The sequence below is a fragment of the Streptomyces bohaiensis genome (assembly GCF_012033785.1).
GTDB classification, from domain to species: Bacteria; Actinomycetota; Actinomycetes; order Streptomycetales; family Streptomycetaceae; genus Streptomyces; species Streptomyces bohaiensis.
In genome coordinates this window covers 1-25,608 of sequence record NZ_JAAVJC010000046.1, presented here as the reverse complement: position 1 = coordinate 25,608, position 25,608 = coordinate 1, and the positions used below count along the sequence as shown (strand labels likewise).

Genomic DNA, 25,608 nt, shown 5'->3' with positions numbered 1-25,608 from the left:
GGCCGGCCGCAGCGGCCGCCGGACGGGGGCGGTCGGCGCCCGGCGCCGTGGTGGCCGGCATGGGTGTCGCCGTGCCGGCCCCGGTCGGCCAGGAGGAGCTGTGGCAGCAGCGGTTCCGCCACCACTTCGGCGACTCCGCGCTGGCCCGCCGTATCTTCGCCTCCGCCGGGGTCCGGCGGCGGCACACCGTCGTCGACCTCGCGGCCGAGGACCCGGCCGACTGGTCCACCGCCGACCGGATGCGGCGCTACGCCCGCGAAGCGCCCGCGCTGGGCCACCGGGCGGTGGTGGCGGCCCTGGCGGAGGCCGGACTCACCGCGGCCGACGTCGGCCAGCTGACGGTCGCCTCCTGCACCGGCTACGACACCCCGGGGCTCGACATCCGGCTCGCCGGATCGCTGGGCATGCCGGTCGACGCGCAACGACTGCTGGTGGGCCACATGGGCTGCTACGCGGCGCTGCCCGCGCTCGGCGCCGCGGCCGACCACGTCGCCGCCCGCGGGAGGCCCGCCGTGCTGCTCTGCCTCGAACTCCCCTCGCTGCACCTCCAACCCGCCGACGCCGACACCCAGCAGGTGGTCACGCACGCGCTCTTCGGGGACGCCGCCGTGGCGCTGGTGCTGCTCCCGCCGGACGCCGCGACGGCACCGGGCGACCCGGCGGGCACCGGCGCGCACCCGCCCCCGCCCCCGCCCCCGGCCGCCGCGTCACCCGGCGGCGCGCTTCAGCTGGTGGACGTGGTGGCACGCACCGACCCGGGCACCGCCGAGCTGATGACCTGGCAGGTGACCGACCTCGGGTTCCGCATGGGGCTGTCGCCCGAGGTGCCCGCCGTCCTCGCCCGGCACGTCCGGCCGGTGACCGAGGAACTGCTGGCCCGCCACGGCGTCGGCGTCGACGAGGTGGCCGGGTGGGCGGTCCACCCGGGCGGGCCGCGCATTCTGGAGACGGTCGAGGACGAGCTGGGGCTCGCGCCCACCGCTCTGGACGCCTCGCGCGCGGTGCTGGCGGAGTACGGCAACTGCTCCTCGCCCACCGTGCTGCTGGTGCTCGACCGCATCCGGTCCGGCGGGACGGGGCGGGACGCGGCGCCGCCACCGGCCGGGTCGCCGGTGGTGGCGATGGCGTTCGGCCCCGGGCTGACGCTGTACGCCGCGCTGTTCCGCGTCGGCGCCGGTGCGGCACCGGCGGCGGGCTGAGGCGGCACGACGGACCGCGGCACTGCCGCACTGCGCCGCCGCACCGCCGGTCCGACCGGCCGGACCGGCGGCGCGGTGGTCCGGCGGGGGCACGGGGCGTGTACCCCCGCCGGACCGTCCCCGCGGGCCCGTCAGACGAGCCGCTGCGCCGCGCTGCCGTCGCAGGGCTGGAGGGTGACGGCGCGGCCGTCGGCCTCCGGCAGCGTGACGCACAGCTCCCGCGCCGCGTCCGGGACCAGCGCGCCGTCGGTCGTCCGCTCGAACCGCTGGGCCGCGGTGCCGTTGCAGTTGTGCAGCTGGAGCGCCGTGCCCGCGCGGAAGGCGCGGCCCGGCACGTCGAGACACCGGTCGTGGCTCGGGCCGGAGTGCAGGGAGCCCCGCTCGCTGTCGTGGTGCCAGTCCTGGCTCCTCGCGCCGTCGCACGCCGCGCCCCGGACGGGGGTGCCGTTGGCGGTGCGGCCGTCGGCGGCGGCCAGGCAGCGGCTGCCGTCGGCCGCCGCCAACGGCCGGAGGACGTCGTCCCAGGCGCCCTCGAACAGCACCGGCTCGCCCGTGCTCGCCGGGTCGGCGCAGCCGGCCTCACGCAGGTCGGTGGCGCGCAGCGCCGTCAGGCAGGCGGCGAAGGCGCCGTGCCCGTCGGCGTCGGGGTGGAAGGACTGCCGTACCGAGTTGGCGTCCGGCGGGAACGGGTTGGTCACGTCGACGGTGAGGCCGCGCGCCCAGGGGGCGTCGCTGCACACCTCGTGGCCGTGGAAGAGCCGCGAGGCGTCGAGGTAGGTGGTGTCGGTGTTCTTCGCCGCGGCGCGCAGACTCTCCTGGAACAGCGGCACCGCCTGGTCGCGCACCCAGCGGGCGTCCGCGTCGTGGAAGGTGCAGCCACCGACCAGCCGACCCAGGTGGCGGGGGTTGTCGCGCCGGTCCGGGGAGAGCGGCCCCGGGTAGGACATGAGCACCAGGCGGTAGTCGTCCCGGGCGTACCCGGCCTCGGACATCACGGTCCGCAGGTCGGTCACGGTCGCCTCGACCTTGGGGCGCAGCCCGTCCACCCGCTCCTGCCACCCCGGTGCGTACGTCGGGTGGCACGGCCCGCGCCAGTGCAGGAACCACGAGAGCGCGCAGTCGGTGATGACCGGCCCGAACTCCAGGTCGTCGTTGGCGCCGACGACCAGCACCACGGTGTCGACGGCGGTGTTGCGGGCGGCGACGGCGAGGCTGTCCGCCTGCAACGGCTCGTCGAACCGGGGGGTGCCGTCGGAGCGGACGTTGGCGGTGGCCGCGCCGGAGCAGGCGAAGTTCCAGGTCACGTCCGCCGGGATGCCGGTGCGGTGGATCGCGGCGTCGTAGGAGCGGTGGCACCAGTTGTCGGGTCCGTCGGTGGCGGGGTCGTAGTTGCCGACGCCCTCACCGGAGATGGCGCTGTCCCCGAGGGAGACCAGGGAGACCTGGCGGTCGGCCGGCGCGGGCGCCGCGGGGGAGCCGTACAGCTCGGTCGCCTGCTCGGCGCGGAGTGCCTCCAGTTCGGGAGGCAGCGCGGTCGCCTCGGCCGTCGGGCCGCCTCCCGGGGCGCCGCCTTCCGGTCGCGTGCCGCCGCCGCGTACCGAGACGCTGCCTTCCGGCCCGCCGACCTCGACCCACCAGGGGCCCTCCGGGAGCCACGGCAGGCGGAGGCCGCCCGGGAGGTCGACGGTGACGGCCGCTCCGGGCGCTCTCACCTCGACCCGTTCCACCTCACCCCCGGGGGTCGCGCCCGCGGCGGGAGCGCCGCCCGCGAGCAGGCCCAGGGCGGCCAAGGCGACCACACCCGTCCGGGTCGGCCGACGTCCGGGCAGGGGTGAGCGCACAGGGGACTCCCTTCGGCGGTATGTCTGTTGTTCGGTTTGTACCGGCTCGCGCCGATCCCGGGAATCCCCCGTGCGGCTGGCTTCGGGGTGCGCGCGGCGCGCCCGGTCGCCGTCGCGCGCCCCTCGGCAGCCGCCGGGACGGGGGCCGGCGGCCGCCCGTCAGGGCGCCGGGCTCCGACCGGTCCCTCGGCGGGGCGCCTCCGGCCACCGGCGGGACCCCGGTGTCATACCGCGTATGCAACCCGACTCATACTCGGTATGCTTTCGAGTTGTCGATGGGGTTATACCGGGTTGAGCTGCGACGATGGCGTTGGTGGGGGTTCGCCGGGGGTGCGGCGGGGGGTCGTGGGGGCGGGGGGAGAGTTGCGTCGTCGCTGGAATACTGGGTATACATACTCGGTATGTCGATCAGGTACGGGTTGTTGGCGCTGCTGGAGCGCGGTCCGTCTCACGGGGCGCAGCTGCGCTCCGACTTCGAGACGCGCACCGGCACCACCTGGCCGCTGAACGTCGGTCAGGTGTACACGACCCTCGCCCGCCTGGAGCGGGACGGGCTGGTCGCCTCGCAGCCCGGCGCCGACGGCCGTCAGCAGTACGCCCTCAGCGGCGCGGGGCGCCTGGAGGTCCGTGGGTGGTACGCCCGCCCGGTGGACCGCTCGCAGCCGGCGCGCGACGAACTCGCCATCAAGATCGCGATGGCGGCCGGCGCGCCGGGTGGCGACGCACGCGCGGTGATCAGCGCGCAGCGCCGTCACACCCTGCGGGTGCTCCAGGGCTACGCACGGCTCACGGCCCGGGCGCTCGCCGGCGGAGCCGCCGAGCGGAAAGGGCTCGCCTGGCTGCTCGTGCTGGAGCAGCTCGTCTTCCAGACGGAGGCCGAGGTGCGCTGGTTGGCCCACTGCGACCGGGTCCTCGGCGACCTGCCGGAGCCCGCCGCACCCCCACCGGTCGGTGAGCCGCCCGACGGGCCCGACGGCACCGGCAGACCCGCCGCGGAGCGCCGTCCCAGCCGCTCCGGCGCCGCCCGTGCGGGCGGCGGCGCCGGGCCGGTGACCCGCCCGCACCACCGCCGGACCGTACCGACACGGCCGCGCACCACCGCACCACCGCGGCGCCTCAGCGCCGCCCGGCCACCGAACACCGCACCACCACGGCGCCTCAGCGCCGCCCGGCCACTGAACACCGCACCACCACGGCGTCCCGACGCCGCCTCCCAGCCACGCAGGACCGCCCGAGAGGGGACGACAGCATGAGCAGTGCCGCCGAGGAACGAGAGACGCACGGCGCGACGCCCGCGGACCGGCAGCAGGGCGCCCCGCGTCCGGTGTTGGAGTTGCGGGGTGTGTCGCGGGTGCACGGCAGCGGCGTGGCGTCGGTGCATGCGTTGCGGTCGATGAACCTCGCCGTGCTGCCGGGGGAGTTGGTGGCGGTGATGGGGCCGTCGGGGTCCGGGAAGTCGACGTTGCTGACGATCGCGGGGGGTCTGGACGTGGCGTCGTCGGGCGAGGTGCTGATCGAGGGCACGGCGTTGGGCGGGTTGTCGCGAGCGGGGCAGGCGAAGCTGCGGCGGACGAGCGTCGGGTACGTCTTCCAGGACTACAACCTGATCCCGGCGTTGACGGCGGCGGAGAACATCGCGCTGCCGCGGGAGCTGGACGGGGTGTCGGCGCGCGGAGCCCGCAAGGAGGCCCTGGCCGCGCTGGAGGAGATCGGTCTGACCGAGGTCGCCGACCGGTTCCCGGACGAGATGTCCGGCGGCCAGCAGCAGCGGGTGGCGATCGCCCGGGCGCTGGTGGGGGATCGGCGGCTGGTGCTGGCCGACGAGCCGACCGGCGCGTTGGACTCGGGAACGGGCGAGGCGGTGCTGGGACTGCTGCGGCGCCGGTGTGATGCCGGTGCGGCGGCGGTGATGGTGACGCACGAGCCGCGGTTCGCGGCGTGGGCGGACCGGGTGGTGTTCCTGCGGGACGGCTCCGTGGTGGACGAGTCCTCGGCGTCGGCGCCGGAGTCGCTGCTCGACGGCGAGGGTGTGTGATGGGTTTCCTGCGCACCTGGCGGTTGGCGCTGCGCATCGCGCGGCGTGACGCGCTGCGGGCCAAGGGCCGCAGCGTTCTGGTGATCGCGATGATCGCGCTGCCGATCATCGGCGTCACCGCCATCGACATCAGCTTCCGCAGCTCCCAGCTGAGCGCTGAGGAACGAGCCGACCGGACCATCGGCACCGCCGACGCCCAGCTGTACCCCGGCGCCCCCATGCCGGTGATGCAGGACCCCGAGAACGCGCGGCAGTGGACGAGCGCCCCCGGCGCCGAGGAGGAAGAGGAGGAGACCGCCGACCCGGCGTGGGGCGTGCCCACCGACGAGCAGACCGCCCGGGACGCCGCCGCCCTCTTCCCCGGTGCCGAACTGACCGTGGAACTCGGCTGGTACGGCGCCGAGGTGACCACCGCCGGCGGCCTGTCCTCGATCACCGTGCGGGAGTGGGACCTCGACGACCCGCTGACCGGGGGGACCGCGACCCTGCTGGAGGGACGGGCCCCGCGGGAGCTCGACGAGGCCGCGGCCACCACGGCCTTCCTCGAAACGGCCCGACTGGCGGTGGGGGACACCGTGTCCATCCGCGGCATCGAGGGCGACTTCACCCTCACCGGCTCCTACGAACTGCCCGGCGAGCTCCACACCGAGCAGCTGACCGTGCTGCCGGGGACCGACGTCGTCGCGACCCTCGCCGCTGAACCCGGCGCCGAGCAGTACCTCTCCTACGCCCGGTACTTCGTCACCACGGACGCCCCGGTGGACTGGGCGGCGGTGCTGGCGGCCAACGCCCAGGGCTGGCTGGTCGACTCGCGAGCGGTCCTGCTCGACCCGCCGCCGCGTGACGAGGTGCCGTACTTCGTCGAGGGGCGCGCCGGTTCCGGCGACGGCGGAAGCATGCCGATCGGCGTCGCGCTGGTGCTGGCGCTGGTCGTCCTGGAGATCTGCCTGCTGGCCGGTCCGGCGTTCGCCGTCGGAGCCCGGCGCTCCCGCCGCATGCTGGGGCTGATGGGCGCCAACGGCGCCGACCGGCGCCACGTGCGCGCCGTGATGCTGGCCGGCGGCGCCCTGCTGGGGCTCGCCGCGGCCGTGGTCGGTCTCGCCCTGGGCCTGGGCGCCGCGTTCCTGGCGTGGAACTGGCTGGAGGAGTCGGCGGGCCGGCGGTTCGGCGACCTCACGATCAACCCGCTGGAACTCCTCGCCATCTGCGTGCTGGGCGTCGGCACCGGGCTGCTGGCCGCGCTGCTGCCGGCGCTCGCCGCGTCGCGCTCCCCGGTCCTGGAGTCCCTCACCGGACGCCGCGGCGTGCGCCGGGTCGGCCGCGAGCTGCCGATCGCCGGGGCGCTGCTCTTCGCCTTCGGCACCGCCCTCGCCGTGCTCGGCGCGCTCTTCGCCGGGAACGCCATGGTGGTGGTCGGCGGTGTCGTCCTGGCGCAGCTCGGTCTGGTGGCGATGACGCCGGTGCTGGTGGGTCTCTTCGGCCGCATCGGTCGCTTCCTGCCGCTGTCGGGGCGGCTGGCGGTGCGCGACGCGGTCCGCAACCGGTCCCGCACCGCCCCCGCCGTCGCCGCGGTTCTCGCGGCGGTCTCCGGAGCGGTCGCCGTCGCCACCGTCGTCGCCAGCACCGACGCGGAGAACCGGGCCGCCTACCGGGCGACCGTCCCCTCCGGCGCCGTCGTGATCGAGTCCGACCGCGCGGCGGACCTGCCCGCCGCCACCGACGCCGCGCTGCGGACGCTGCCCGTCGCCGAACTGGCGACCATCGGGCGGGTCACCGGCACCGGGGAGCTCTGCCACCTGGTGAACGCGCCCGCGGAGTGCGGCGAACCGGTGGTGCAGCTGCCGGCGGCGGCCGTGTGCGACCGGGACGCCTTCGGTTCCGGGTTCGAGGCCGCCCGCGAGGAGAACCCCGAGCTGACGGTCGCGGAGTACGACCCCGCCTGCGTCGAGGACTGGTGGATCAAGACGCCCACCTGGGGCCAGATCAACGTCGCCGGCCCCGAGCTGCTGCGCGTCATGGAGATTGACGACCCCGACGCCGTCGCCGCGCTGGAGCGTGACGAGGCGGTCGTGTACGACGAGCGGCAGATCCACGAGGACGGCACCCTCCGGGTCGCCCCGTTCACCGACGACGACCGGGAGCCGCGGCCCGAGGACGTGGTCGCGCTGCCCGCCACGGTCGGCACGGCGGCCGAGTACGGTGCCCGCCCGGGTGAGGTGCTGGTCACCGCCGCCTGGGCGGAGGCCAACGGGTACGGCGTCGTCGACCAGGCGGTCGTCGTGGGGACCGAGCGGGAGCCGACCGACGCCGAGCTCCAGGCGCTCCGGGAGGCGCTCTTGGCCGGCGACGGGTCGGCGGGCGCCGGTTCGACCGCGGTCAGGCTCTACGTCGAGGAGGGCCACACCTCCGGCAACGAGCTCATCCTGCTGATCCTCGGCCTGTTCGCCACCGTGGTGACGCTCGGCGCGGCGGGTATCGCCACCGGGCTGGCGCAGGCCGACTCCGAGGCCGACCTCGCCACGCTCTCCGCGGTCGGGGCACCGCCGCGGGTGCGGCGCACGCTCTCCGGGCTCCAGTGCGGTGTCATCGCCCTGATGGGCGTCGTCCTGGGCTCGTTGGCCGGGCTGGTGCCGGGCGCGGCGATCCGGTTGGCCGGCCACCAGGAGATGCACGAGCTGTGGCGCACCGACTGGTACGGCGGCCCGGAGACCGAGCCGCAGCTGTTCTTGGAGATCCCGTGGGCGACCATCCTCCAGCTCGTGGTGGTCGTGCCGCTGATCGCGGCGGTCGTCGCGGCGCTGATGACCCGCTCCACCCCGGGGGTGGTGCGCCGGGAGCAGTGAGCCCCGGCGGGACTCCGTGCCCGGCCGCCCCTGCGGCCGGGCACGGTACGAGAAGGGCGCGGCCCGGCTCCGGTGGGGGGAGTCGGGCCGCGCCCGGGTGCGCTCGGTGGTCCGGGCCGGTGGCGGGAAGCCGGCGGCCCGGCGCTCAGAACCGGGTGCGGTGGAAGTCGATGTACGAACGGGAGGCGGTCGGTCCGCGCTGCCCCTGGTAGCGGGAGCCGCCGGCGCCCGAGCCGTAGGGGTTCTCGGAAGGGGAGGTCAGCCGGAACATGCAGAGCTGGCCGATCTTCATCCCCGGCCAGAGCTTGATCGGCAGGGTGGCGACGTTGGACAGCTCCAGCGTGACGTGGCCGGAGAAGCCGGGGTCGATGAAGCCCGCGGTGGAGTGGGTGAGCAGCCCCAGCCGCCCCAGCGAGCTCTTCCCCTCCAGTCGGGAGGCGATGTCGTCGGGCAGCGAGACGACCTCGTAGGTCGAGGCGAGCACGAACTCGCCGGGGTGGAGGATGAACGGCTCCTCGCCCTCCGGCTCGATCACGCGGGTGAGGTCCGGCTGCTCGACCGAGGGGTCGATGTGCGGGTAGCGGTGGTTCTCGAAGACCCGGAAGTACCGGTCGAGTCGCACGTCGATACTGGACGGCTGCACCATCGCCGGGTCGAACGGGTCGATCCGCACGCGCCCGGCGTCGATCTCGGTCCGGATGTCCTTGTCTGAGAGAAGCACGCCCCGCAGGTTACCCGCCCCACGGCGGACGACCTGCGGGGCGTCCGCTCAGAACGTGCCCAGCTTGACCAGCATCAGCAGCGCCAGCAGCTGGATCGCGCAGGCCGGAAGGGCGCGCTGCCACGGGAGTTCGTGGGACCGCATCACCATCATGGTGAGCAGCACACCCGCGTACAGCCAGGTGACCCAGCCCACGATCTGCACCAGCGTCGCCGCGCCGCCGAGGAAGATGGCGAGCAGCAGCCGGGGCACGTCGGTCAGCGACATGATCAGCATCGCGAGGCCGACGGTCGGCGCCCAGTGGCCGTTGCCGCCGAGCTGCCGGGCCAGCATGTGGGTGACGGTGGAGAGCAGCAGCGCGCCGCAGACCATCGCCACGCCGGTGATCAGCAGGTACGGCACCACGCTGGAGGCGGTGGTGTCGAGCATGGTCTGCCGCGCGTCGTCGAGGCCGAAGACCGCGACCAGCCCGTAGAGGAAGCTGACGATCAGCGCCGGCGCCCACATCGGGTAGTCCCGCATGCGCCACAGGGTGGGCACGGGGCGCAGCACCAGACCCTTCAGCAGCTCCTTCCACGGCAGCCGGGGGCCGTACGCCTCGGGGTGCGGCGGCGGGGGGTCGCCGCCGGGGCCCTGCGGGCCGCCGGGGTCGTCGTGGCCGTAGGTCGTCCCCTCGTTCCAGCCGCCGGGGCCGTGGGGGCCGCCGGGGCCCGGACCGTAGGAGCCGGGGCCGTGGGGGCCGCCGGGGCCCGGACCGTAGGAGCCGGGGCCGCCGGGGCCACCGTGGTGGCCCGGTCCGTGTGGTCCGTGGCCCATGGCGGGCATGGGCGCCGTCTGCTGGTAGTGCTGCCCGGCCGGGGGGCCGTCGAACGGCGGCCGCGGCTGTCCGCCCGGCGTGGTGTCACCGCGTCGGTCGTTGCGCTTGTTCCTGAATCCACCCACGCATACGAACGTACCCCCTGCGGGGAGTTCGGCGCGCCGCGGTCACCCTGAGGCAGCCCCGATCCGGCCGCGCCCGATCCCCTACGGACCGCCCGGACCCGCTCCTGCCGGCGCCACCGGCCGGCAGGGGCGCCGCGCACGCCACGGGGGCCCGGCACCGGTGCGCGCGGTGCCGGGCCCCCGTGGGTGTGCCGGGTCAGGAGGTGGGTACCGGCGCGGGCTCGGGGGTGCCGGCCTCGCCCGCGGTCTCCCCGCCGTCGTCGGGGGTGCGCACCGAGTCCAGCAGCAGCTGCGCGACGTCGACGACCTCGATCGACTCCTTGGCCTGCCCGTCGTTCTTCTTGCCGTTGACGGAGTCGGTGAGCATCACCAGGCAGAACGGACAGGCGGTGGAGACGATGTCGGGGTCGAGGGAGAGCGCCTCGTCGACGCGCTCGTTGTTGATGCGCTTGCCGATGCGCTCCTCCATCCACATCCGCGCGCCGCCGGCGCCGCAGCAGAAACCGCGCTCCTTGTGGCGGTGCATCTCCTCGTTGCGGAGCCCCGGCACCTTGCCGATGATCTCGCGCGGCGGCGTGTAGACCTTGTTGTGCCGGCCGAGGTAGCAGGGGTCGTGGTAGGTGATGAGCCCCTCGACGGGCGTCACCGGGACCAGCCGCCCCTCGTCGATCAGGTGCTGGAGCAGCTGGGTGTGGTGGATGACCTCGTACTCGCCGCCCAGCTGCGGGTACTCGTTGGCGAGGGTGTTGAAGCAGTGCGGGCAGGTCGCCACGATCTTCTTCTTCGACCGCTCCACGGTCACCGCCGGTGCGTCGCCGTCGGCCGGGGTCTCCCCGAAGGCGGCGTTCAGCGACTCGACGTTCTGCTGCCCGAGCTGCTGGTAGAGGAACTCGTTGCCGAGGCGGCGGGCGGAGTCACCGGTGCACGCCTCGTCGCCGCCCATGATCGCGAAGTTCACGCCCGCGATGTGGAGCAGCTCGGCGAAGGCCTTGGTGGTCTTGCGGGCCCGGTCCTCCAGGGCGCCGGCGCAGCCGACCCAGTAGAGGTAGTCGATCTCGGTGAGGTCCTCGACGGTCTTGCCGACGACCGGCACCTCGATGCCGGTCTCCTGCCGGAGCTCGGCGGTCCACTCCAGGCGCTTCTTCTTGGCCATGCCCCAGGGGTTGCCCTTGCGCTCCAGGTTCTTGAGCATCGTGCCCGCCTCCGAGGGGAACGCGGACTCGATCATCACCTGGTAGCGGCGCATGTCGACGATGTGGTCGACGTGCTCGATGTCGACCGGGCACTGCTCGACGCAGGCGCCGCAGGTGGTGCAGGACCACAGCACCTCGGGGTCGATGACGCCGCCGAGCTCGCCGGGGGTCGCGGCGGCCGGGCCGACCAGCGGGCGCTCCGCCTCGGCGAGGGCGGCGGCGGGGACGTCCCGGAGCTGCTCGGCGGTGGCGCGCTCGGTGCCCTCGGCGTCCTTGCCGCCCCCGGCGAGCAGGTACGGGGCCTTGGCGTGCGCGTGGTCCCGCAGCGACATGATCAGCAGCTTGGGGGAGAGCGGCTTGCCGGTGTTCCAGGCGGGGCACTGCGACTGGCAGCGGCCGCACTCGGTGCAGGTGGAGAAGTCGAGCAGCCCCTTCCAGGAGAACTGCTCGACCTGGGAGACGCCGAACTCCGGCTCGCTGTCGTTGTCGTCGTCGAAGACGGTCTCGAAGTCGATCGGCTTGCCGCCGGAGGTCATCGGCTGGAGCTCGCCGAGGGCGGTGGAGCCGTCCGCGTCGCGCTTGAACCAGATGTTGGGGAAGGCGAGGAAGCGGTGCCAGGCGACGCCCATGTCGGTGTTGAGGGCGACGGTGATCGCCCAGACCATGGTGGTGCCCAGCTTGATCATGGCGACCAGGTAGACCAGGTTCTGCAGCGACGCCGCGCTGAGGCCGTCGAAGGCGGCGACCAGCGGGTAGGAGACGACGTAGGCGGGCGTCCAGCCGTCGACGCCGTGCAGCGCGCCCTCCAGGCCGCGCAGCAGCAGGATCGCGACACCGATGGTGAGGATGACGTACTCGACGAAGTACGCCTGCCAGGAGGTGGAGCCGGTGAACCGGGACTTGCGGCCGGCGCGCGAGGGCAGGCTCAGCAGCCGGACGCCGATGAGGGTGAGGATGCCGACCGTGGTCATCAGCGCGATGAACTCGATGTACATCTCGTAGGGGGTGAACGTCCCGATGACCGGGAGGACCCAGTCGGCCCGGAAGAGCTGCCCGTAGGCCTGCACGATGGTCAGGCCGAGCGTCAGGAAGCCGATGGCCACGAACCAGTGGGCGACGCCGACGACGGCCCAGCGGTTCATCCGGGTGTGCCCGAGGAACTCCCGGGCAAGGGTCCAGGTGCGTTGCCCCGGTTCGTCGGTGCGGGTGCCCGCGGGGACGGGGCGGCCCAGGCGCAGGAAGCGGACGATCTGCGCGACGGCGCGGCTGAACAGTGCTACGGCGACCGCGGTGAGTACCAGCGAGACGACGATCGCGACGAGCTGCATGACGGCTCCTCGAACCTGCGGGCGGATGGTGGGCTGCTGCTACCCCGGCGGGCGGAGCCACCCAGTCTACTGAACGGTAACTTACCGGGGTTGGTCTGAGCGTATCGAGTACCGGGGGTGCGGTGCGGCAGCGGCGCCCGGTGGGGCGCCCCGCGGGTGCTCGCGCCGGGCACTGCGGGGCGGGTCCGATCGTTGTCGGGGCGGGGTGTGCGGGCTCGTCGCATGCGGGGGCGGGCAGTGCCGCCGTCCGGGCCCAGGGGGGCCGGGGGCGGGTGGGGCGCGCGGGGCTGCGGTGGGCGGATCGGGGTGGGGCTCCCGGCGGGGTGAGCGTAAGGGCCGGATAAGAGTTGAGCGGGCACGGCTCAAGTCATGTGACAGAGGGATTGACTACCGGGCTCCGCTGATGCACTCTTGAGTCGGATCTACTCAAGGTATGAGCTGGAGGAACCGAAATGGCACGTGCGGTCGGCATCGACCTGGGTACGACGAACTCCGTCGTCAGTGTTCTCGAAGGCGGTGAGCCCACCGTCATCACCAACGCCGAGGGCGCCAGGACCACGCCGTCCGTCGTCGCCTTCGCGAAGAACGGCGAGGTGCTCGTCGGCGAGGTGGCCAAGCGTCAGGCCGTCACCAACGTCGACCGGACCATCCGCTCGGTCAAGCGCCACATGGGGACCGACTGGAAGGTCAACCTCGACGGCAAGGACTTCAACCCGCAGCAGATGAGCGCCTTCATCCTGCAGAAGCTGAAGCGCGACGCGGAGTCCTACCTCGGCGAGAAGGTCGCCGACGCGGTCATCACCGTGCCGGCCTACTTCAACGACCACGAGCGCCAGGCCACCAAGGAGGCCGGTGAGATCGCGGGCCTCAACGTCCTGCGCATCGTCAACGAGCCCACCGCGGCGGCGCTCGCCTACGGCCTGGAGAAGGACGACCAGACCATCCTGGTCTTCGACCTCGGTGGCGGCACCTTCGACGTCTCGCTGCTGGAGATCGGCGACGGCGTCGTCGAGGTGAAGGCCACCAACGGCGACAACGCCCTCGGCGGCGACGACTGGGACCAGCGGGTCGTCGACCACCTGGTCAAGCAGTTCCAGAACGCCCACGGCGTGGACCTCGGCAAGGACAAGATGGCGCTCCAGCGCCTCCGCGAGGCCGCCGAGAAGGCGAAGATCGAGCTCTCCAGCTCGACCGAGACCTCCATCAACCTGCCCTACATCACCGCCTCCGCCGAGGGCCCGCTGCACCTCGACGAGAAGCTGACCCGGGCGCAGTTCCAGCAGCTGACCCAGGACCTCCTGGAGCGCTGCAAGACGCCGTTCCACAACGTCATCAAGGACGCGGGCGTCCAGCTCTCCGAGATCGACCACGTCGTCCTCGTCGGTGGCTCCACCCGCATGCCGGCCGTCGCCAACCTGGTCAAGGAGCTGACCGGCGGCAAGGAGGCCAACAAGGGCGTCAACCCGGACGAGGTCGTCGCCATCGGCGCCAGCCTCCAGGCCGGCGTCCTCAAGGGCGAGGTCAAGGACGTCCTGCTCCTCGACGTCACCCCGCTGTCCCTCGGCATCGAGACCAAGGGCGGCATCATGACCAAGCTCATCGAGCGGAACACGACGATCCCGACCAAGCGCTCGGAGATCTTCACCACCGCCGACGACAACCAGCCCTCGGTCCAGATCCAGGTCTACCAGGGCGAGCGCGAGATCGCGGCGTACAACAAGAAGCTCGGGATGTTCGAGCTGACCGGCCTGCCCCCGGCGCCCCGCGGCGTCCCGCAGATCGAGGTCACCTTCGACATCGACGCCAACGGCATCATGCACGTCTCCGCCAAGGACCTCGGTACCGGCAAGGAGCAGCGCATGACCGTCACCGGTGGCTCCGCGCTGCCGAAGGACGACATCGAGCGCATGATGCGCGACGCCGAGCAGTACGCCGACGAGGACGCCAAGCGCCGCGAGTCCGCCGAGACCCGCAACCAGGCCGAGCAGCTCGTCTACACCACGGAGAACTTCCTCAAGGAGAACGGCGAGAAGGTCTCCGACGAGCTGAAGACCGAGGTCGAGGGCGCGGTCGGCGAGCTCAAGGACGCTCTCAAGGGCGAGGACACCGCCGCCATCCGCACTGCCTCCGAGAAGGTCGCGGCCACCAGCCAGAAGCTGGGCCAGGCGATGTACGCCGACGCGCAGACCTCCGGCGCCACCCCCGGCCCCGAGGGTCAGCAGACCTCCGGTGACGCCCAGCAGAACGCCGCCGACGACGACGTCGTCGACGCCGAGATCGTGGACGACGAGAAGCCGAAGGGCGGTGCGGCGTGACGAAGGAGCCCGAGGGCTTCGACGAGAAGCCCGAGGTCCCCGACGCGGACGCGGACGCGGCCACGACACCCCCGTCCCCGGCCGCGGCCGGCGACGGGGAGCAGGAGAAGCAGGCCGACCGGGGCGCCGGTGACGACGCCCCGGCGGGGGACGACACGGCCCTGGTCGAGGCGGCGCTCACCGCCCAGCTCGACCAGACCCGTTCGGCGCTCAACGAGCGCACCCAGGACCTGCAGCGGCTCCAGGCGGAGTTCCAGAACTACCGCCGCCGGGTCGACCGCGACCGCGTCCAGGTCAAGGAGGTGGCGGTCGCGAACCTGCTGACCGAACTGCTTCCGGTCCTGGACGACATCGGCCGCGCCCGGGACCACGGCGAGCTGGTCGGCGGCTTCAAGCAGGTCGCCGAGTCGCTGGAGACGGTGGCCGCGAAGATGGGCCTCGCGCAGTTCGGCGAGGAGGGCGAGCCCTTCGACCCGACCGTCCACGAGGCGCTGATGCACAGCTACTCGCCGGAGGTCACCGAGACCACCTGCGTGCAGATCCTGCAGCCCGGGTACCGCATCGGTGAACGCACCATCCGCCCCGCGCGGGTGGGGGTCGCGGAACCGCAGCCGGGCGCCCCGGCGAAGGATTCCGCAGGCGACGCCGCCGACGGTGCCGAGCCGGAGGGCTCCGACGCCTCCGGTGACGCCCCGGCCACCGGTGACGCCCAGAAGGAGAACGGTGGCTCCGAGGACGGCTGACGCCGTGCCGGAACCCGCCGTGCCCCCGGCCGGCCCCTCCCGGGGGGCCGGCCGGGGGCACGGCTCGGACGTGTGGAAGGAGGGACGCGCCGGGTGAGCACGAAGGACTTCATCGAGAAGGACTACTACAAGGCCCTCGGCGTCCCCAGGGACGCCACCGAGGCGGAGATCAAGAAGGCGTACCGGAAGCTGGCCCGGGAGTTCCACCCCGACGCCAACAAGGGCGACGCCAAGGCGGAGGAGCGTTTCAAGGACGTCTCCGAGGCCTACGACGTCCTCGGCGACGCCAAGCGCCGCAAGGAGTACGACGAGGCGCGGGCACTCTTCGGCGGCAACGGCGGCTTCCGCCCCGGGCCCGGCGCCGGTGGCGGCGGGCAGTTCAACTTCGACCTCGGTGACCTCTTCGGCGGCGCCGGCGGTGCGCCCGGTCCCGGCGGCACCACCGGGACGCAGCAGCCCGGCGGGTTCGGCGGCGGCATCGGCGACGTCTTCGGCGGCATCTTCAACCGCGGCGGGACCGGGCCCCGCACCCAGCCGCGCCGCGGCCAGGACATCGAGTCCGAGGTCACCCTCAGCTTCACCGAGGCCGTGGACGGCGCGACCGTGCCGCTGCGGATGTCCTCCAGCGCCGCCTGCAAGTCCTGCCGCGGCACGGGCGACAAGAACGGCACCCCGCGCGTCTGCCCGACGTGTGTCGGTACCGGTCAGGTCAGCCGGGGCGGCGGCGGGGGGTTCTCCCTCACCGATCCGTGCGTGGACTGCAAGGGCCGCGGCCTCATCGCCGACGACCCCTGCGCCGTCTGCCGGGGCTCCGGCCGCGCCACCAGCTCCCGCACCATGCAGGTGCGCATCCCCGCCGGGGTCTCCGACGGGCAGCGCATCCGGTTGCGGGGCAAGGGCGCGCCGGGTGAACGCGGTGGCCCGGCCGGTGACCTGTACGTCGTGGTCCACGTCGACGGCCACCCGGTCTTCGGCCGCCGCGGTGACAACCTCACCGTCACCGTTCCGGTCACCTTCCCCGAGGCGGCGCTCGGCGGCGACGTCAAGGTCCCGACCCTCGGCGGCCCCCCGGTCACGCTGAAGCTGCCGCCGGGCACCCCCAGCGGGCGCACCATGCGCGCCCGCGGCAAGGGCGCCACCCGCAAGGACGGCACCCGCGGCGATCTTCTCGTGACGATCGAGGTGGCAGTCCCGCGCGACATGGGTACGGAGGCCAGGAAGGCACTGGAGGAGTACCGAGCGGCGACCCAGGGTGAGGACCCGCGGGGCGCGCTGTTCGAGGCCGCGAAGGGAGACTGACGTGGACGGCCTTGCCGGACCCAACCGGAACCCGTACGAACTCACCGACGAGACACCGGTCTACGTGATCTCGGTGGCAGCCCAGCTGTCCGGGCTGCACCCGCAGACACTGCGGCAGTACGACCGGCTGGGACTGGTCTCCCCGGACCGCACCGCGGGCCGGGGCAGGCGCTACTCCGCACGCGACATCACGCTGCTCCGCGTCGTGCAGCGGCTGTCGCAGGAGGAGGGCATCAACCTCGCCGGCATCAAGCGGATCATCGAACTGGAGAACCAGGTGGCCGCGTTGCAGGCGCGTGTCGCCGAACTCCAGCAGTCGGTGGACGGCGCGGCCGTGGCGATGCGCCAACGGGAGCAGCAGGTGCACGCCTCCTACCGCCGCGACCTGGTGCCCTACCAGGACGTGCGGCAGTCCTCCGCGCTGGTGGTGTGGCGCCCCGAGCGTCGCAGCCGCTGAGCTGTCCACGGGCCCCGGCCCGCCGACGTAGCCCCACCCGGGCGGCGCCGGCGGGCCGGGGCTTCGGCGTGTCCGACGTGTCCGGCGGGGCACGGCGGGGTTCCCGGCTGCGCCGCGGATGCGAGGGTCGCTGCCGCCGGCGGACCGGAACGGTTCGGCCGCGGTGGGTGCCGTGCACGACTCGTGACCAGGTGGCCGGATCTGTCAGCTTGCTGTCCCGCGGTCGGCAGCAAGCTGTCGTCGGTGGCCCCCCACCCTCCGTGGATACGCGCGTAGAGTCACGGCGCCGGGAAGATCCAGCAACACTCAAGGTGGAACCCGATGAGTGCCACGGTCCGCTCCTGCCGGTCCCCCACGTCCCCCCACCCGTCCCCCACCCGCCCTCCGCAGCGTCGGCCCGTCCGGCGCGGCCGCTGACCGCGGCCGCCCGCGCACCACCTGCTGCCGGGGGCCGCCGAGCTCCCCCGTGACGCCTCCGCCGCGGTCGTGCTCCCGTCCGCCCACGCCCTCGAACCCGCCCGCCTGCCTGCCGTGCTCCCGCACCGTTGTCCCGGTGGCGCGCGTGCGGTGCGCGGCACGGGGCAACGGACACCGGCCCGGACGCGGACCCCGCGCTCCCGACCCCGTGGGCGCCCCACGCCCACGCCCACGTCACCGTCCACGACCACGCCGACCACGGCGGCTCACCAGGGGGTGAGGCGGCGCCTGCCGGACGAGCCGGACGGTGCCCCGCCCTCGCTCGCCGGCGGCCCGAACCCGCCGTCCCCCGGTCCGCCCGCCGGGGCTGCCGCGCCGCCCCGGCCACCGGGCGGCGCTCGGCTCCGGCTGCCCCCGTCCGCCCCGACTCCGCAGGCCCGACCGAGAGGTGTGAGCAATGGCTGGCGCCGCCTTCGAGACCCTCGCCGACACCCGTCCCCGGATCCGCCGGGACGTGCTCTGCACGGAGACGTCGGGCGGCGTCCTGTTCCACACCGCCGACGGCGACGTCCACCTCACCGGGCGCGGACGCGCCGCATACCGGTGCGCGACGCAGCTCCTGCCGCGCTTCGACGGCAGGAACCGGCTCGCCGAGCTCTGCGCCGGACTCGGCGAGGCGCAGCGCGCGACGGTCGCCGAGCTGGTCTCCTGCCTGTTGGAGCGGGAACTCGCCCGCGACCACCGCCCCACCCCCGAGGGGGAGGGCGCGGCGGTCGCCGCGCCGCTGCCCGCCGCCGTGGCCGAGCGGTTCGCGCCCCAGATCGAGTACGCCGACCACTACGTCGACGACGGCGCGCGGCGGTTCGCCCGGTACCGAGCCACCCGGGTCGCGGTGCTCGGGGCCGGCGAGGTGGCCGACCGGTGCGCGCGGAGCCTGCTGCGCAACGGCGCGGCCGCCATCGGCGCCGAGGCAGCCACGGGCGCCCGGGTCGCGGGGGAGGCCGCCGAACTCATCGCCGCGGGATGCCCGGTGGAGGTCGCCGTCGTCGCCGGCGACGCCTTCCCCGCCGCCTGGGAGACGTACGACGTGGTGGTGTTGACCGGCGCGGACACGGCGCCGCACCTCCACGCGCTGCTCGCCGCCGGGACACCCGAGGGCCGGACGCTGCTCCCGATGTGGACGCACGGCGACCGGGCCATGGTCGGGCCACGCGCCACCGCCGGGTCGACGGCCTGCTGGTCGTGCGCGCTGCTGCGGCTCGGTGCCGCGCGGGACGCCGCAGGCGCCGCCGCTCTGCGGCGCGAGGCTGCGGCCGGGGAGCGCCCGACCGACGCACCCGACGCACCAGCACCCGACGCACCAGCCCCCGACGCGCTGCGCGGCCCGGCGGCCGCGATGGTCGGCAACCTCCTCGCCCACGAGGTGTTCCGGATCGCGACCGGTGTGCCGCCCTCGGAGACCGACAGCCAGGTGCAGATCCAGGACCTGGTGTCCCTGGACGTCACGGTCGAGCCGGCGCACCGCCACCCCGACTGCGGCAGCTGCCCGCCGCCCGCTCGGCGAGCGGTCGCCGCGGCGGGTGGGCCGGCCGTGGCGCCGGTGTCGACCGCGCCGTCCTCCCGGGACACCGAACGGGTCGCCGCCGACCTCCTCGGTCGCCCGCGTGCTGCCGACCGAGGACGGTCGCGGTGACCGGTGGGACCCGTCCCGCGCAGGCGCCGTCCGACGCCGCCCCTGCTCCCGCCGCGGCGCCGGCGCCCACCGCCTCCCTCGCGCTGACCTGTCGACGGCTCGCCGCACTGCTGCGCCGCGCGCTCGCCTCCCTGGGGTACGAGCAGACCGCCGTGTCGGTCAGGGAGTTGGGCGTCCGGGACGCCTTCGCACCCGGCGCCCAGCGGTGGGGCGGCTACGGTGGCGAGCCCGGTGACGGCTGCGACGGCGCCGATGCCGGGGTGCCGGTCGCTCTCTACGGCCGGCACGCGGTCGTCGGACCGCTGCCCGGCTCCCGCGCCTGTCCGCACTGCCTGGCCCGCCGCTGGCAGGGGGCGCGTTCCCCCTTGCTGCGTGAGGCACTGGAGCGAGGCTTCGGCACCCGGGCGGTCGGCGCCTCGCCGTACGTCACGCCGTTCGCCGCCGACGCACTCGCCGCGCTGATCGTCGGCGCACTCACCACCACGGACGCGGCGGGGGACGCCCGCCCAGCGGCGGCCGCGACCGGCTCCCACGACGACGTGTGGCTGCTTGACCTGGCGACGCTGTCGGTGCGGCGCCACCGACTGGTCGCCGACCCGGAGTGTCCGCGCTGCGGTGAGCCGGAGGCGGGCGCGGACGAGTACGCCGGGCCGGAGCCGCGCCCGGCGCCGGTCGACCGGCCGGGGGGCTCCCCGGCCCGGCGCCCGGATCCCGTCGACCCGCCGCGCGGACGCGCTGCTCGGTCCGTCCCACGCCGACCGGGAGACCCGGTGGACCCGAGTCCGCTCGCTGCGCGCGGGTCGGCCGGTGCTCGACCCCGCGCGGCCGACTCACGGGGGCGCCGTCGCTGAGACGGACCACTTCGCCCACGCGACCGGGCCGCCTGGGGCCGGGCCGCGGTGGCGGCGTTCCCGCGGACGGCGCGACCGCGTGCCGCGCGACGCTTCCCGATGTCCGCGTGCGGGCGGTGGGCCGGCCGGTGCGCGCCGTCGACCGCTGCGCCGCGTGCGCTGTGCGGTCACGGCCGGCGTCGCGGGGCCAGGGGGTCTGTCGCTCGCGGCGCTGCTGGTGCAGAGTCTCCGTCAGGGAAGTGGATCGGGACATCGGGGGGTTGACGGTGAGAGCGAAGCGCACGACGAGAGGTACGGCGAGAGCCACGGCGGCGGGAGGGGCGGGAACGGCCGGTTGGCTGCTGCTGAGCACGGTGCTGCTGGCGGGGTGCACCGTCCCGGCGCCGTCGGACGCCTCGGACGCGGCGGACGCGGCGGACGCGGCGGACACGTCGGACGCGGCGCCGCCACCGGCGGTGGAGGTCGCCACCGCGGCGGTGCACCGCCCGGAGGTCCAGCAGGGGGCGGACGAGTTCACCGCCGTCGGACCGGTCCGCGGCCACCACCACCTGGGGGCGGTGCCGCTGGTCGCCGGAGCCTCCTGGCTCGCGGTCAACTGCCGCTCCGACGGTCCCCGGCAGGCGGTGACCGTCGAGGTCGAGCAGGTGACCGAGGTCGGTGTCACCTGTGAGCGCGAGGAGACGACCAGCTTCCTGACCCGGCTGGACCTGACGGCGGAGGAGGCCGGCTCGGCACAGCTGACGGTGCACGGCCCGGAGGGCGTCGAGTGGTACGTCGCCTTCCAGCTGCCCGACGGCGCCGTCGACTGAACCGTCACGGGCGCCCGGCGATGGTGCCGACGTTCACCGGGCCCGCGCCGGACCGGCCGGGCCCCGGGCGGAGCGAGCAGCAGGACGCGCGCCGGGGAGACCGAGGGGCTCACCGGTATCGACCTCTCCGCGGTGGGCTCCTCGTGGACCGTGCCCGGCCGGGCACGGTGGCAGGAGGCGGGCGGTCCGCCCCCCGGGGGCGGCGGGCCCGGGGGCCCGCGTCGGTCAGATCCAGCCGCGCTCCCGGGCCAGCAGCGCCGCCTGGGCGCGGCTGGCGGCGCCGAGACGCTGCATGACGTCGGCGACGTACCGCCGGTAGGTGCGGACGGAGACGCCGAGGTCCCGGGCGGCGGACTCGTCCTTCGCGGCGGTGCACATCAACGTCAGCACCCTGCGGCCCGCCTCGGAGAGCGGCGCCTCCGTGATCTCCGGTTCCCGCAGCAGCACCGAGAGGGACTCCGCTTCGTCCCAGATCTTCTCGAACAGCGTCACCAGGTTGCCGACGAGGCCGCTGGAGTGGGCGAGCAGCGCGCCCCGGTCGGTGTCCCAGGGGTCGATCGGCACCAGCGCGGCGTGGCGGTCGTAGATCAGGATGTGCTCGGCGAGCCGGTCCGCGACCCGGACCCGGGCGCCCCGCGAGACGAGTTCGCCGAGGTACTCGACCGTGGCGGGGTCCTCCAGACAGGCGCGCACCACCACGTGTCGCAGCCGCACGCCCCGGCGCAGCGAGCGGATGTTCAACTCCCTCGTGTGCGCCAGTTGTTCGGGCGGTATCTCCAGCCGCGGCTCGACGGAGAGGATGTCGTGACGGGCGAAGAACGCCAGGTCGTCGATGCGGCTGCGCACCTGCGTCCAGTCGCTGAGCTGCTCGATGCCGCGCGGTGTCGGCAACGGCACACCCGTCTCCGCGCGCAGCGCGTCGAGCAGGTGCCGGGACTGGGTGATCAGCTGGATCTCGCGGTACAGGGCACGCAGCCGCAGCTCGGTCAACCGGGCCACGGCGGTCTCCGGGTCCGCCGGGCTGAGCATCCCGGGCCGGGCGTCCGTCCGCAGCAAGCCGATGCCGCAGAGGCGTTGCACCGCCTCGTCGACCACGGGCCGCTCCAGCTCCAGGCGTTCGGGCACGGTCGCCGGGTCGGAGTCCGGCTCCCGGAGGAAGTGGCGATACACCTTCTCCTCCTCGGCGGACAGGCCGAGCACGGCCATGTCGTTCCGACGCAAGGAACCTCCCAGCCTGGTCAACGGCTGGGAACAGCGTAGCCGCGGGCGGTGAACGGGCAAGGGTTCGGCAGCCGCGGGCCCGGCGGTGCACCGGAACCGGCCGACCCGCGGCCTGCTCGACCCCGCCGTCAGCCGCCCGCCGCGCCGTCAGCCGGCCGGGCGCACGTCAGCCGGCCGGGCGCACGTCGACGTCGGAGGCCCGGACGTACGCGATGCGGTGACCCAGCTGGATCTGGTGGTAGAGCTGCCCGCGGACGACCCGGTGGTCGGCCGGGTCGAAGGTGGTCGCCGCGTAGTACTCCCCGGCGAACGCCTCGCCCTGCCGTCCCACGGCGTAGGACTGGCCGGCCGTGAAGCGGTAGGGCAGCGGCTCGGCGGGACGGACGGCGACCCCCTCCGGGTAGTCCGAGGGGGCCGGGTAGGCCACCCCGTACACCGGGACGCGGTCCACACCCTCCTTCGGGGTGGCGATCCAGCCGCTGCCGGGCACGGCCGTCGGCCGCTCCACCGGGTCGTGGAACCAGGCAAGGCGCCCGTTGAACCAGATGGCGCTCCACTCGCCCTCGCGCCCGGCCCGGGCGAACTGCTGCCCCGTCGAGGCGCGGGCGCCGATGTCGTGGATCGAGGTGCCCGACTCCTCCCGGCCGGGGTGGGTGCCGGGGTCGGGGACCAGCGGGGCGTCGGCGGCGGGTTCGGTGTGCAGCCGCACGGCGCTGGAGCCGTGCGGCGCGCAGTCGGCCGCCGTGTCGGCCGGGTCGCACCCGGTGTACCCGGGGCGGTGGGAGTCGTACGCCGGATCGATGGTGACCAGCGGGGAGTCGGGGGCGCCGTCGGCCGTCACCGGGGCGCCCAGCAGCGTGAGGTAGTGCGCCCAGTCCCAGTAGGGCCCGGGGTCGGTGTGCATCCCGGGCACGGTGTCGGGGCCGACGCCGGGGACGTTGTCGTGTCCGATGACGTGGTGGCGGTCCAGCGGGATGTCGTGCCGTTCGGCGAGGTACCGCACCAGTCGGGCGGAGGCGCGGTACATCGCCTCGGTGTACCAGGTGCCCGGCTCCCGCAGGAACCCCTCGTGCTCCAGCCCGATCGAGGTGGCGTTGACGTACCAGTTGCCCGCGTGCCAGGCGACGTCCCGGGCGGGGACGTGCTGGGCGACGTGGCCGTCCGAGGCGCGGAGGCTGTACTGCCAGGAGGCCCAGGTCGGGTCCTGCACCAGTGAGACGGAGGGGTCGAAGTACCCCTCCATGTCGTGCACGACGATGTGGCGCACCCGCTGGGAGTCGGGCCGGTCGGCCTTGTCGTGGTTGCCGTAGGTGGTGCTGCCGTCCGCGCGCTCGTACTCCTGGTAGGCGGCGGCGACCCACGCGCAGGAGAGCGTCGCCGGGCACTCGGTCCGGTCGCCGCCGCCGGGCGGTGCCTCGTCGGGCGTGGCGGTCGCGTCGGTCGCGCCCGTTGCGGCGGGTGTGGTGGCCGGCAGGTCGAGCAGCGTCGCCTGTTCCGTGCGGGGGCGGGTCGCGGTGGCCGCGAGCGCCACCTGCTGGCCGTCGTCGGTGGTGCGCCGCGCGCCCTCGGCGATGACCGTGTACACCTCGCCGGCGAACGCCTCCGCCGCCGGCCGGCTGTCGCTGCCGCCGTAGCGCGCGACGGCCGCGTACCAGTCGCCGGGGTCCTCGCCGGCCGGCAGCCCCAACTCCCGCTGGTACGCGGCCAGCAACGCGGCGCCGCCCTGTACGTTCGCCGCGTTGCCGGACCGCAGTTCGTGGGGGTGCAGCCCGGTGAGCTGTGCCGCCCGCTCCACCGTGCGCCCGCGCTCGGCGTCCGGCGGGGGCGCGGCGGGCGCGGCCGGCTCCGGGGCGTCGGCGGGGTCCAGTGGCCGGCCGGCGTCGCCGCGCGGGTCCTCGTCGCCGTGCAGATGGTGGTTGTCGCCGCGCTCGGCGGCGAGCGCGGTCCGCACGTCGGTCAGGTGCATCGGCCCGTACCCGCCGGTGACACTGGGGGCGCCGCGGTGGCCGTCCCAGCGGGAGTGCAGGTAGGCCACGCCCAGCAGCACCTCCTCGGGCACCCGGTGCTCGACCGCCGCGGCGGCGAAGGCCGCCTGGAGCGCGCCGTCGCCCGCGTGGGCGTCGGCGACCGCGGCGGGGCCGGCCTGGAGCAGCGGCAGCGCGACGGCGACGGCGGCCCCGGCGGCGGCGAGCCGGGCGAGGCGGCGCGGACCGGGACCGGAGGAGGGGCGGGCCGGGGCGGGACTGGGCAACGGGTCTCCCGGGCGTGCGTGGGGGCGGGTGCGCCCGGGTCGCGGGGCGCCGCCGTCAAGAGGCCGGCGTGGGGCAGGGCGGGGCGGTCTGCGCGAGGAGGTGGTCCACCAGGGGTAGCCGGTCGGTGTGCCCCGCGTCAACGACCGCGCGGCCCGGCCGAGGCCCGGTCCGGCCGGCGGGGAGCGGCGGTTTCACCGCGGCACCTCCGCACGCCTGCGACGCGGCACTGGTCCACACCTCCGGTCGCCGCCGGCGGGCCTCGGCCCGGCTTTGCCGTGATTTTGCCGTCCCCCGATCGGGCGACCGGAGCTGGACAGGTACCGGCCCGCGGCCGACGGTGGGGCCATGGAGTCACCCCCCACCCCCGAACAGCCGCCCGCCCGGAGCGATCGGACGCGCCGTCGGGTGCCGGAGCCGACCGACGCGCACCCACCGTTCGGCCGCCGCCCGGCCGGGGGAGCGCGTGCCTCCCGTCGGGGTGCGGCGCTGTGCGCCGGGCTGCTGGCGCTGCTGGCACCGGTGGCGGTCGGCCCCGCCCTGGTCGAGTCCCCGCCGGGTGCCGCCGCGGCGCCGCTCGCCGCGGCCGGTGACGGGGCGCCGGGTGACGGGGCGGCGGGTGCCGGTGACGGGCCGTCGGCCGAGCGGACGGCGGTGCCACCCGGCACGCGCGCGCCCGAGGCCGCGCCGCGGGACACCGCCCGGCCGATGGACCGCACGGTCCCCAGCATCGGCAAGCTGATCTGGGAGACGGTGGACGGCGGCCTCCGCATGTGCTCCGGTGCGGTGGTGGAGTCGGCCAACGGCAGCGTCGTCGCCACCGCCGCGCACTGCGTCCAGGAACCCGGCACCCCGGAACCGGCCGAGGCGTGGTTCCTGCCCGGCTACCAGGACGGCTTCGACACCTTCCGTCGTGACGGCTGGCCGGTGAGCGGTGTCCACCTGCCCGAGGAGTGGGACGTCACCCGAACCCTGCGCGAGATCCTGCCCCACGACTACGCCTTCCTCACCGTCGAGCGCCGCGAGGGCCGGACCCTCCAGGAGACGCACGGCGCCAACCGGCTCCGGTTCGCCCCGGTGCCCCAGGAGGACGCGGTGACCGCCGTCGGGTACGCCGCCGCCCCTCCCTACGACGGCGAGTCGCCCTGGTCCTGCACCGGTCCGACCCGGGTGCTCGGGCCGAACGAGGCGATCGAGGCCAACGTGGGCGGGCTGCTGCTGGAGGCGTGCGGCCTCACTCAGGGGGCCAGTGGCGGGCCGTGGCTCCAGCGGGTGGACCCGGAGACCGGAGCGGGCACCGTCGTCGGGGTGACCTCGGCGGCCACCGGCCAGGGCGAGATCGTCGGTCGGCCGTACCCGGCGGCGGCGCGGGCGCTGTACGACGCCGCAGCCGGGCAGCACCGGGGCGCGCTGCCCGACCGCTGAGCGCCGGGCCGCTGAGCGCCCGGCGCG

The 25,608-nt window shown here is 74.9% G+C and carries 17 protein-coding genes and 1 pseudogene; 12 read left to right on the top strand and 6 right to left on the bottom strand.

Translation table 11 applies throughout. From position 1 onward, the window contains the following. Positions 1 to 1,199 (top strand): type III polyketide synthase (locus HCN52_RS08415; protein ID WP_209314303.1); only part of this gene is annotated, 1,199 nt, incomplete at its 5' end. 131 nt (positions 1,200 to 1,330) lie between these two features. Here HCN52_RS08415 and HCN52_RS08410 read toward each other — a convergent pair. After that, complete coding sequence (locus tag HCN52_RS08410; protein ID WP_245174976.1) at positions 1,331 to 2,728, bottom strand: ricin-type beta-trefoil lectin domain protein; 1,398 nt, start codon at positions 2,726 to 2,728, stop codon at positions 1,331 to 1,333. A 713-nt stretch (positions 2,729 to 3,441) separates the two neighbouring features. On the opposite strand from HCN52_RS08410, the pseudogene HCN52_RS25290 reads away from it, so the two are divergent. The 3 genes and pseudogenes from HCN52_RS25290 to HCN52_RS08395 form a co-directional block, all read left to right on the top strand. After that, a pseudogene (locus HCN52_RS25290) lies at positions 3,442 to 4,068 on the top strand (PadR family transcriptional regulator); the annotation flags it as partial. 221 nt (positions 4,069 to 4,289) lie between these two features. Beyond that, positions 4,290 to 5,075 (top strand): ABC transporter ATP-binding protein, encoded by a 786-nt coding sequence (locus tag HCN52_RS08400; RefSeq protein WP_168087745.1) that lies wholly within the window; start codon positions 4,290 to 4,292, stop codon positions 5,073 to 5,075. Further along, positions 5,075 to 7,918, top strand: coding sequence for an FtsX-like permease family protein (locus tag HCN52_RS08395; RefSeq protein WP_168087744.1), 2,844 nt, complete (start codon positions 5,075 to 5,077; stop codon positions 7,916 to 7,918). Before HCN52_RS08400 ends, HCN52_RS08395 begins: the two co-directional genes overlap by 1 nt. Positions 7,919 to 8,063: 145 nt before the next feature. On the opposite strand, the gene dcd is transcribed toward HCN52_RS08395, so the two are convergent. From dcd to HCN52_RS08380, 3 genes are all read right to left on the bottom strand, one after another. Beyond that, positions 8,064 to 8,639, bottom strand: coding sequence for a dCTP deaminase (gene dcd, locus HCN52_RS08390; protein ID WP_168087743.1), 576 nt, complete (start codon positions 8,637 to 8,639; stop codon positions 8,064 to 8,066). Positions 8,640 to 8,687: 48 nt separating this feature from the next. Then, positions 8,688 to 9,581 carry a Yip1 family protein gene (locus HCN52_RS08385; protein WP_312876603.1) on the bottom strand — a complete coding sequence of 298 codons (894 nt, stop codon included), beginning with the start codon at positions 9,579 to 9,581 and terminating at the stop codon, positions 8,688 to 8,690. Between the two features lie 196 nt (positions 9,582 to 9,777). After that, on the bottom strand, positions 9,778 to 12,102 hold the full coding sequence (locus tag HCN52_RS08380) for a (Fe-S)-binding protein (protein WP_168087742.1): 2,325 nt from the start codon (positions 12,100 to 12,102) through the stop codon (positions 9,778 to 9,780). Between the two features lie 452 nt (positions 12,103 to 12,554). On the opposite strand from HCN52_RS08380, the gene dnaK reads away from it, so the two are divergent. The 7 genes from dnaK to HCN52_RS25905 all read left to right on the top strand — a co-directional run bounded on the left by dnaK (position 12,555) and on the right by HCN52_RS25905 (position 20,686). After that, positions 12,555 to 14,417: a molecular chaperone DnaK gene (gene dnaK / locus HCN52_RS08375; protein ID WP_168087741.1), complete on the top strand. Its 1,863-nt coding sequence runs from the start codon at positions 12,555 to 12,557 to the stop codon at positions 14,415 to 14,417. Further along, positions 14,414 to 15,160 carry a nucleotide exchange factor GrpE gene (grpE, locus tag HCN52_RS08370; RefSeq protein ID WP_168087740.1) on the top strand — a complete coding sequence of 249 codons (747 nt, stop codon included), beginning with the start codon at positions 14,414 to 14,416 and terminating at the stop codon, positions 15,158 to 15,160. The genes dnaK and grpE overlap by 4 nt, the downstream gene beginning before the upstream one ends. A 93-nt stretch (positions 15,161 to 15,253) precedes the next feature. Then, positions 15,254 to 16,459 (top strand): molecular chaperone DnaJ, encoded by a 1,206-nt coding sequence (gene dnaJ, locus HCN52_RS08365; RefSeq protein ID WP_168087739.1) that lies wholly within the window; start codon positions 15,254 to 15,256, stop codon positions 16,457 to 16,459. 1 nt (position 16,460) lies between these two features. Then, positions 16,461 to 16,916: a heat shock protein transcriptional repressor HspR gene (locus tag HCN52_RS08360; RefSeq protein WP_168087738.1), complete on the top strand. Its 456-nt coding sequence runs from the start codon at positions 16,461 to 16,463 to the stop codon at positions 16,914 to 16,916. 874 nt (positions 16,917 to 17,790) lie between these two features. Continuing rightward, a complete protein-coding gene (locus tag HCN52_RS08355; protein ID WP_168087737.1) occupies positions 17,791 to 19,026 on the top strand; it encodes a TOMM precursor leader peptide-binding protein in 1,236 nt (411 codons plus the stop codon). After that, positions 19,023 to 19,877 (top strand): TOMM precursor leader peptide-binding protein, encoded by an 855-nt coding sequence (locus tag HCN52_RS08350; protein WP_168087736.1) that lies wholly within the window; start codon positions 19,023 to 19,025, stop codon positions 19,875 to 19,877. Before HCN52_RS08355 ends, HCN52_RS08350 begins: the two co-directional genes overlap by 4 nt. A gap of 266 nt (positions 19,878 to 20,143) precedes the next feature. Continuing rightward, complete coding sequence (locus HCN52_RS25905) at positions 20,144 to 20,686, top strand: hypothetical protein (RefSeq protein ID WP_168087735.1); 543 nt, start codon at positions 20,144 to 20,146, stop codon at positions 20,684 to 20,686. Positions 20,687 to 20,911: 225 nt separating this feature from the next. Here the strand turns inward: HCN52_RS25905 and HCN52_RS08340 are convergent, their stop codons facing one another. Further along, on the bottom strand, positions 20,912 to 21,907 hold the full coding sequence (locus HCN52_RS08340; protein ID WP_209314302.1) for a helix-turn-helix transcriptional regulator: 996 nt from the start codon (positions 21,905 to 21,907) through the stop codon (positions 20,912 to 20,914). Positions 21,908 to 22,073: 166 nt separating this feature from the next. Then, positions 22,074 to 24,158 carry an N-acetylmuramoyl-L-alanine amidase gene (locus tag HCN52_RS08335; protein ID WP_245174974.1) on the bottom strand — a complete coding sequence of 695 codons (2,085 nt, stop codon included), beginning with the start codon at positions 24,156 to 24,158 and terminating at the stop codon, positions 22,074 to 22,076. A 346-nt stretch (positions 24,159 to 24,504) separates the two neighbouring features. Here HCN52_RS08335 and HCN52_RS08330 point away from each other — a divergent pair, with 346 nt between their 5' ends. Continuing rightward, a complete protein-coding gene (locus tag HCN52_RS08330; protein ID WP_168087733.1) occupies positions 24,505 to 25,581 on the top strand; it encodes a trypsin-like serine peptidase in 1,077 nt (358 codons plus the stop codon). The last annotated feature ends 27 nt before the right edge of the window (positions 25,582 to 25,608 follow it).

Excerpts from the sequence above, each read along its gene's own strand:
- HCN52_RS08400 (WP_168087745.1), top strand. The coding sequence starts at position 4,290 with ATGAGCAGTGCCGCCGAGGAACGAGAGACGCACGGCGCGACGCCCGCG.
- HCN52_RS08395 (WP_168087744.1), top strand. The coding sequence starts at position 5,075 with ATGGGTTTCCTGCGCACCTGGCGGTTGGCGCTGCGCATCGCGCGGCGT.
- HCN52_RS08380 (WP_168087742.1), bottom strand. The coding sequence starts at position 12,102 with ATGCAGCTCGTCGCGATCGTCGTCTCGCTGGTACTCACCGCGGTCGCC.
- dnaK (WP_168087741.1), top strand. The coding sequence starts at position 12,555 with ATGGCACGTGCGGTCGGCATCGACCTGGGTACGACGAACTCCGTCGTC.
- HCN52_RS08355 (WP_168087737.1), top strand. The coding sequence starts at position 17,791 with ATGGCTGGCGCCGCCTTCGAGACCCTCGCCGACACCCGTCCCCGGATC.
- HCN52_RS08330 (WP_168087733.1), top strand. The coding sequence starts at position 24,505 with ATGGAGTCACCCCCCACCCCCGAACAGCCGCCCGCCCGGAGCGATCGG.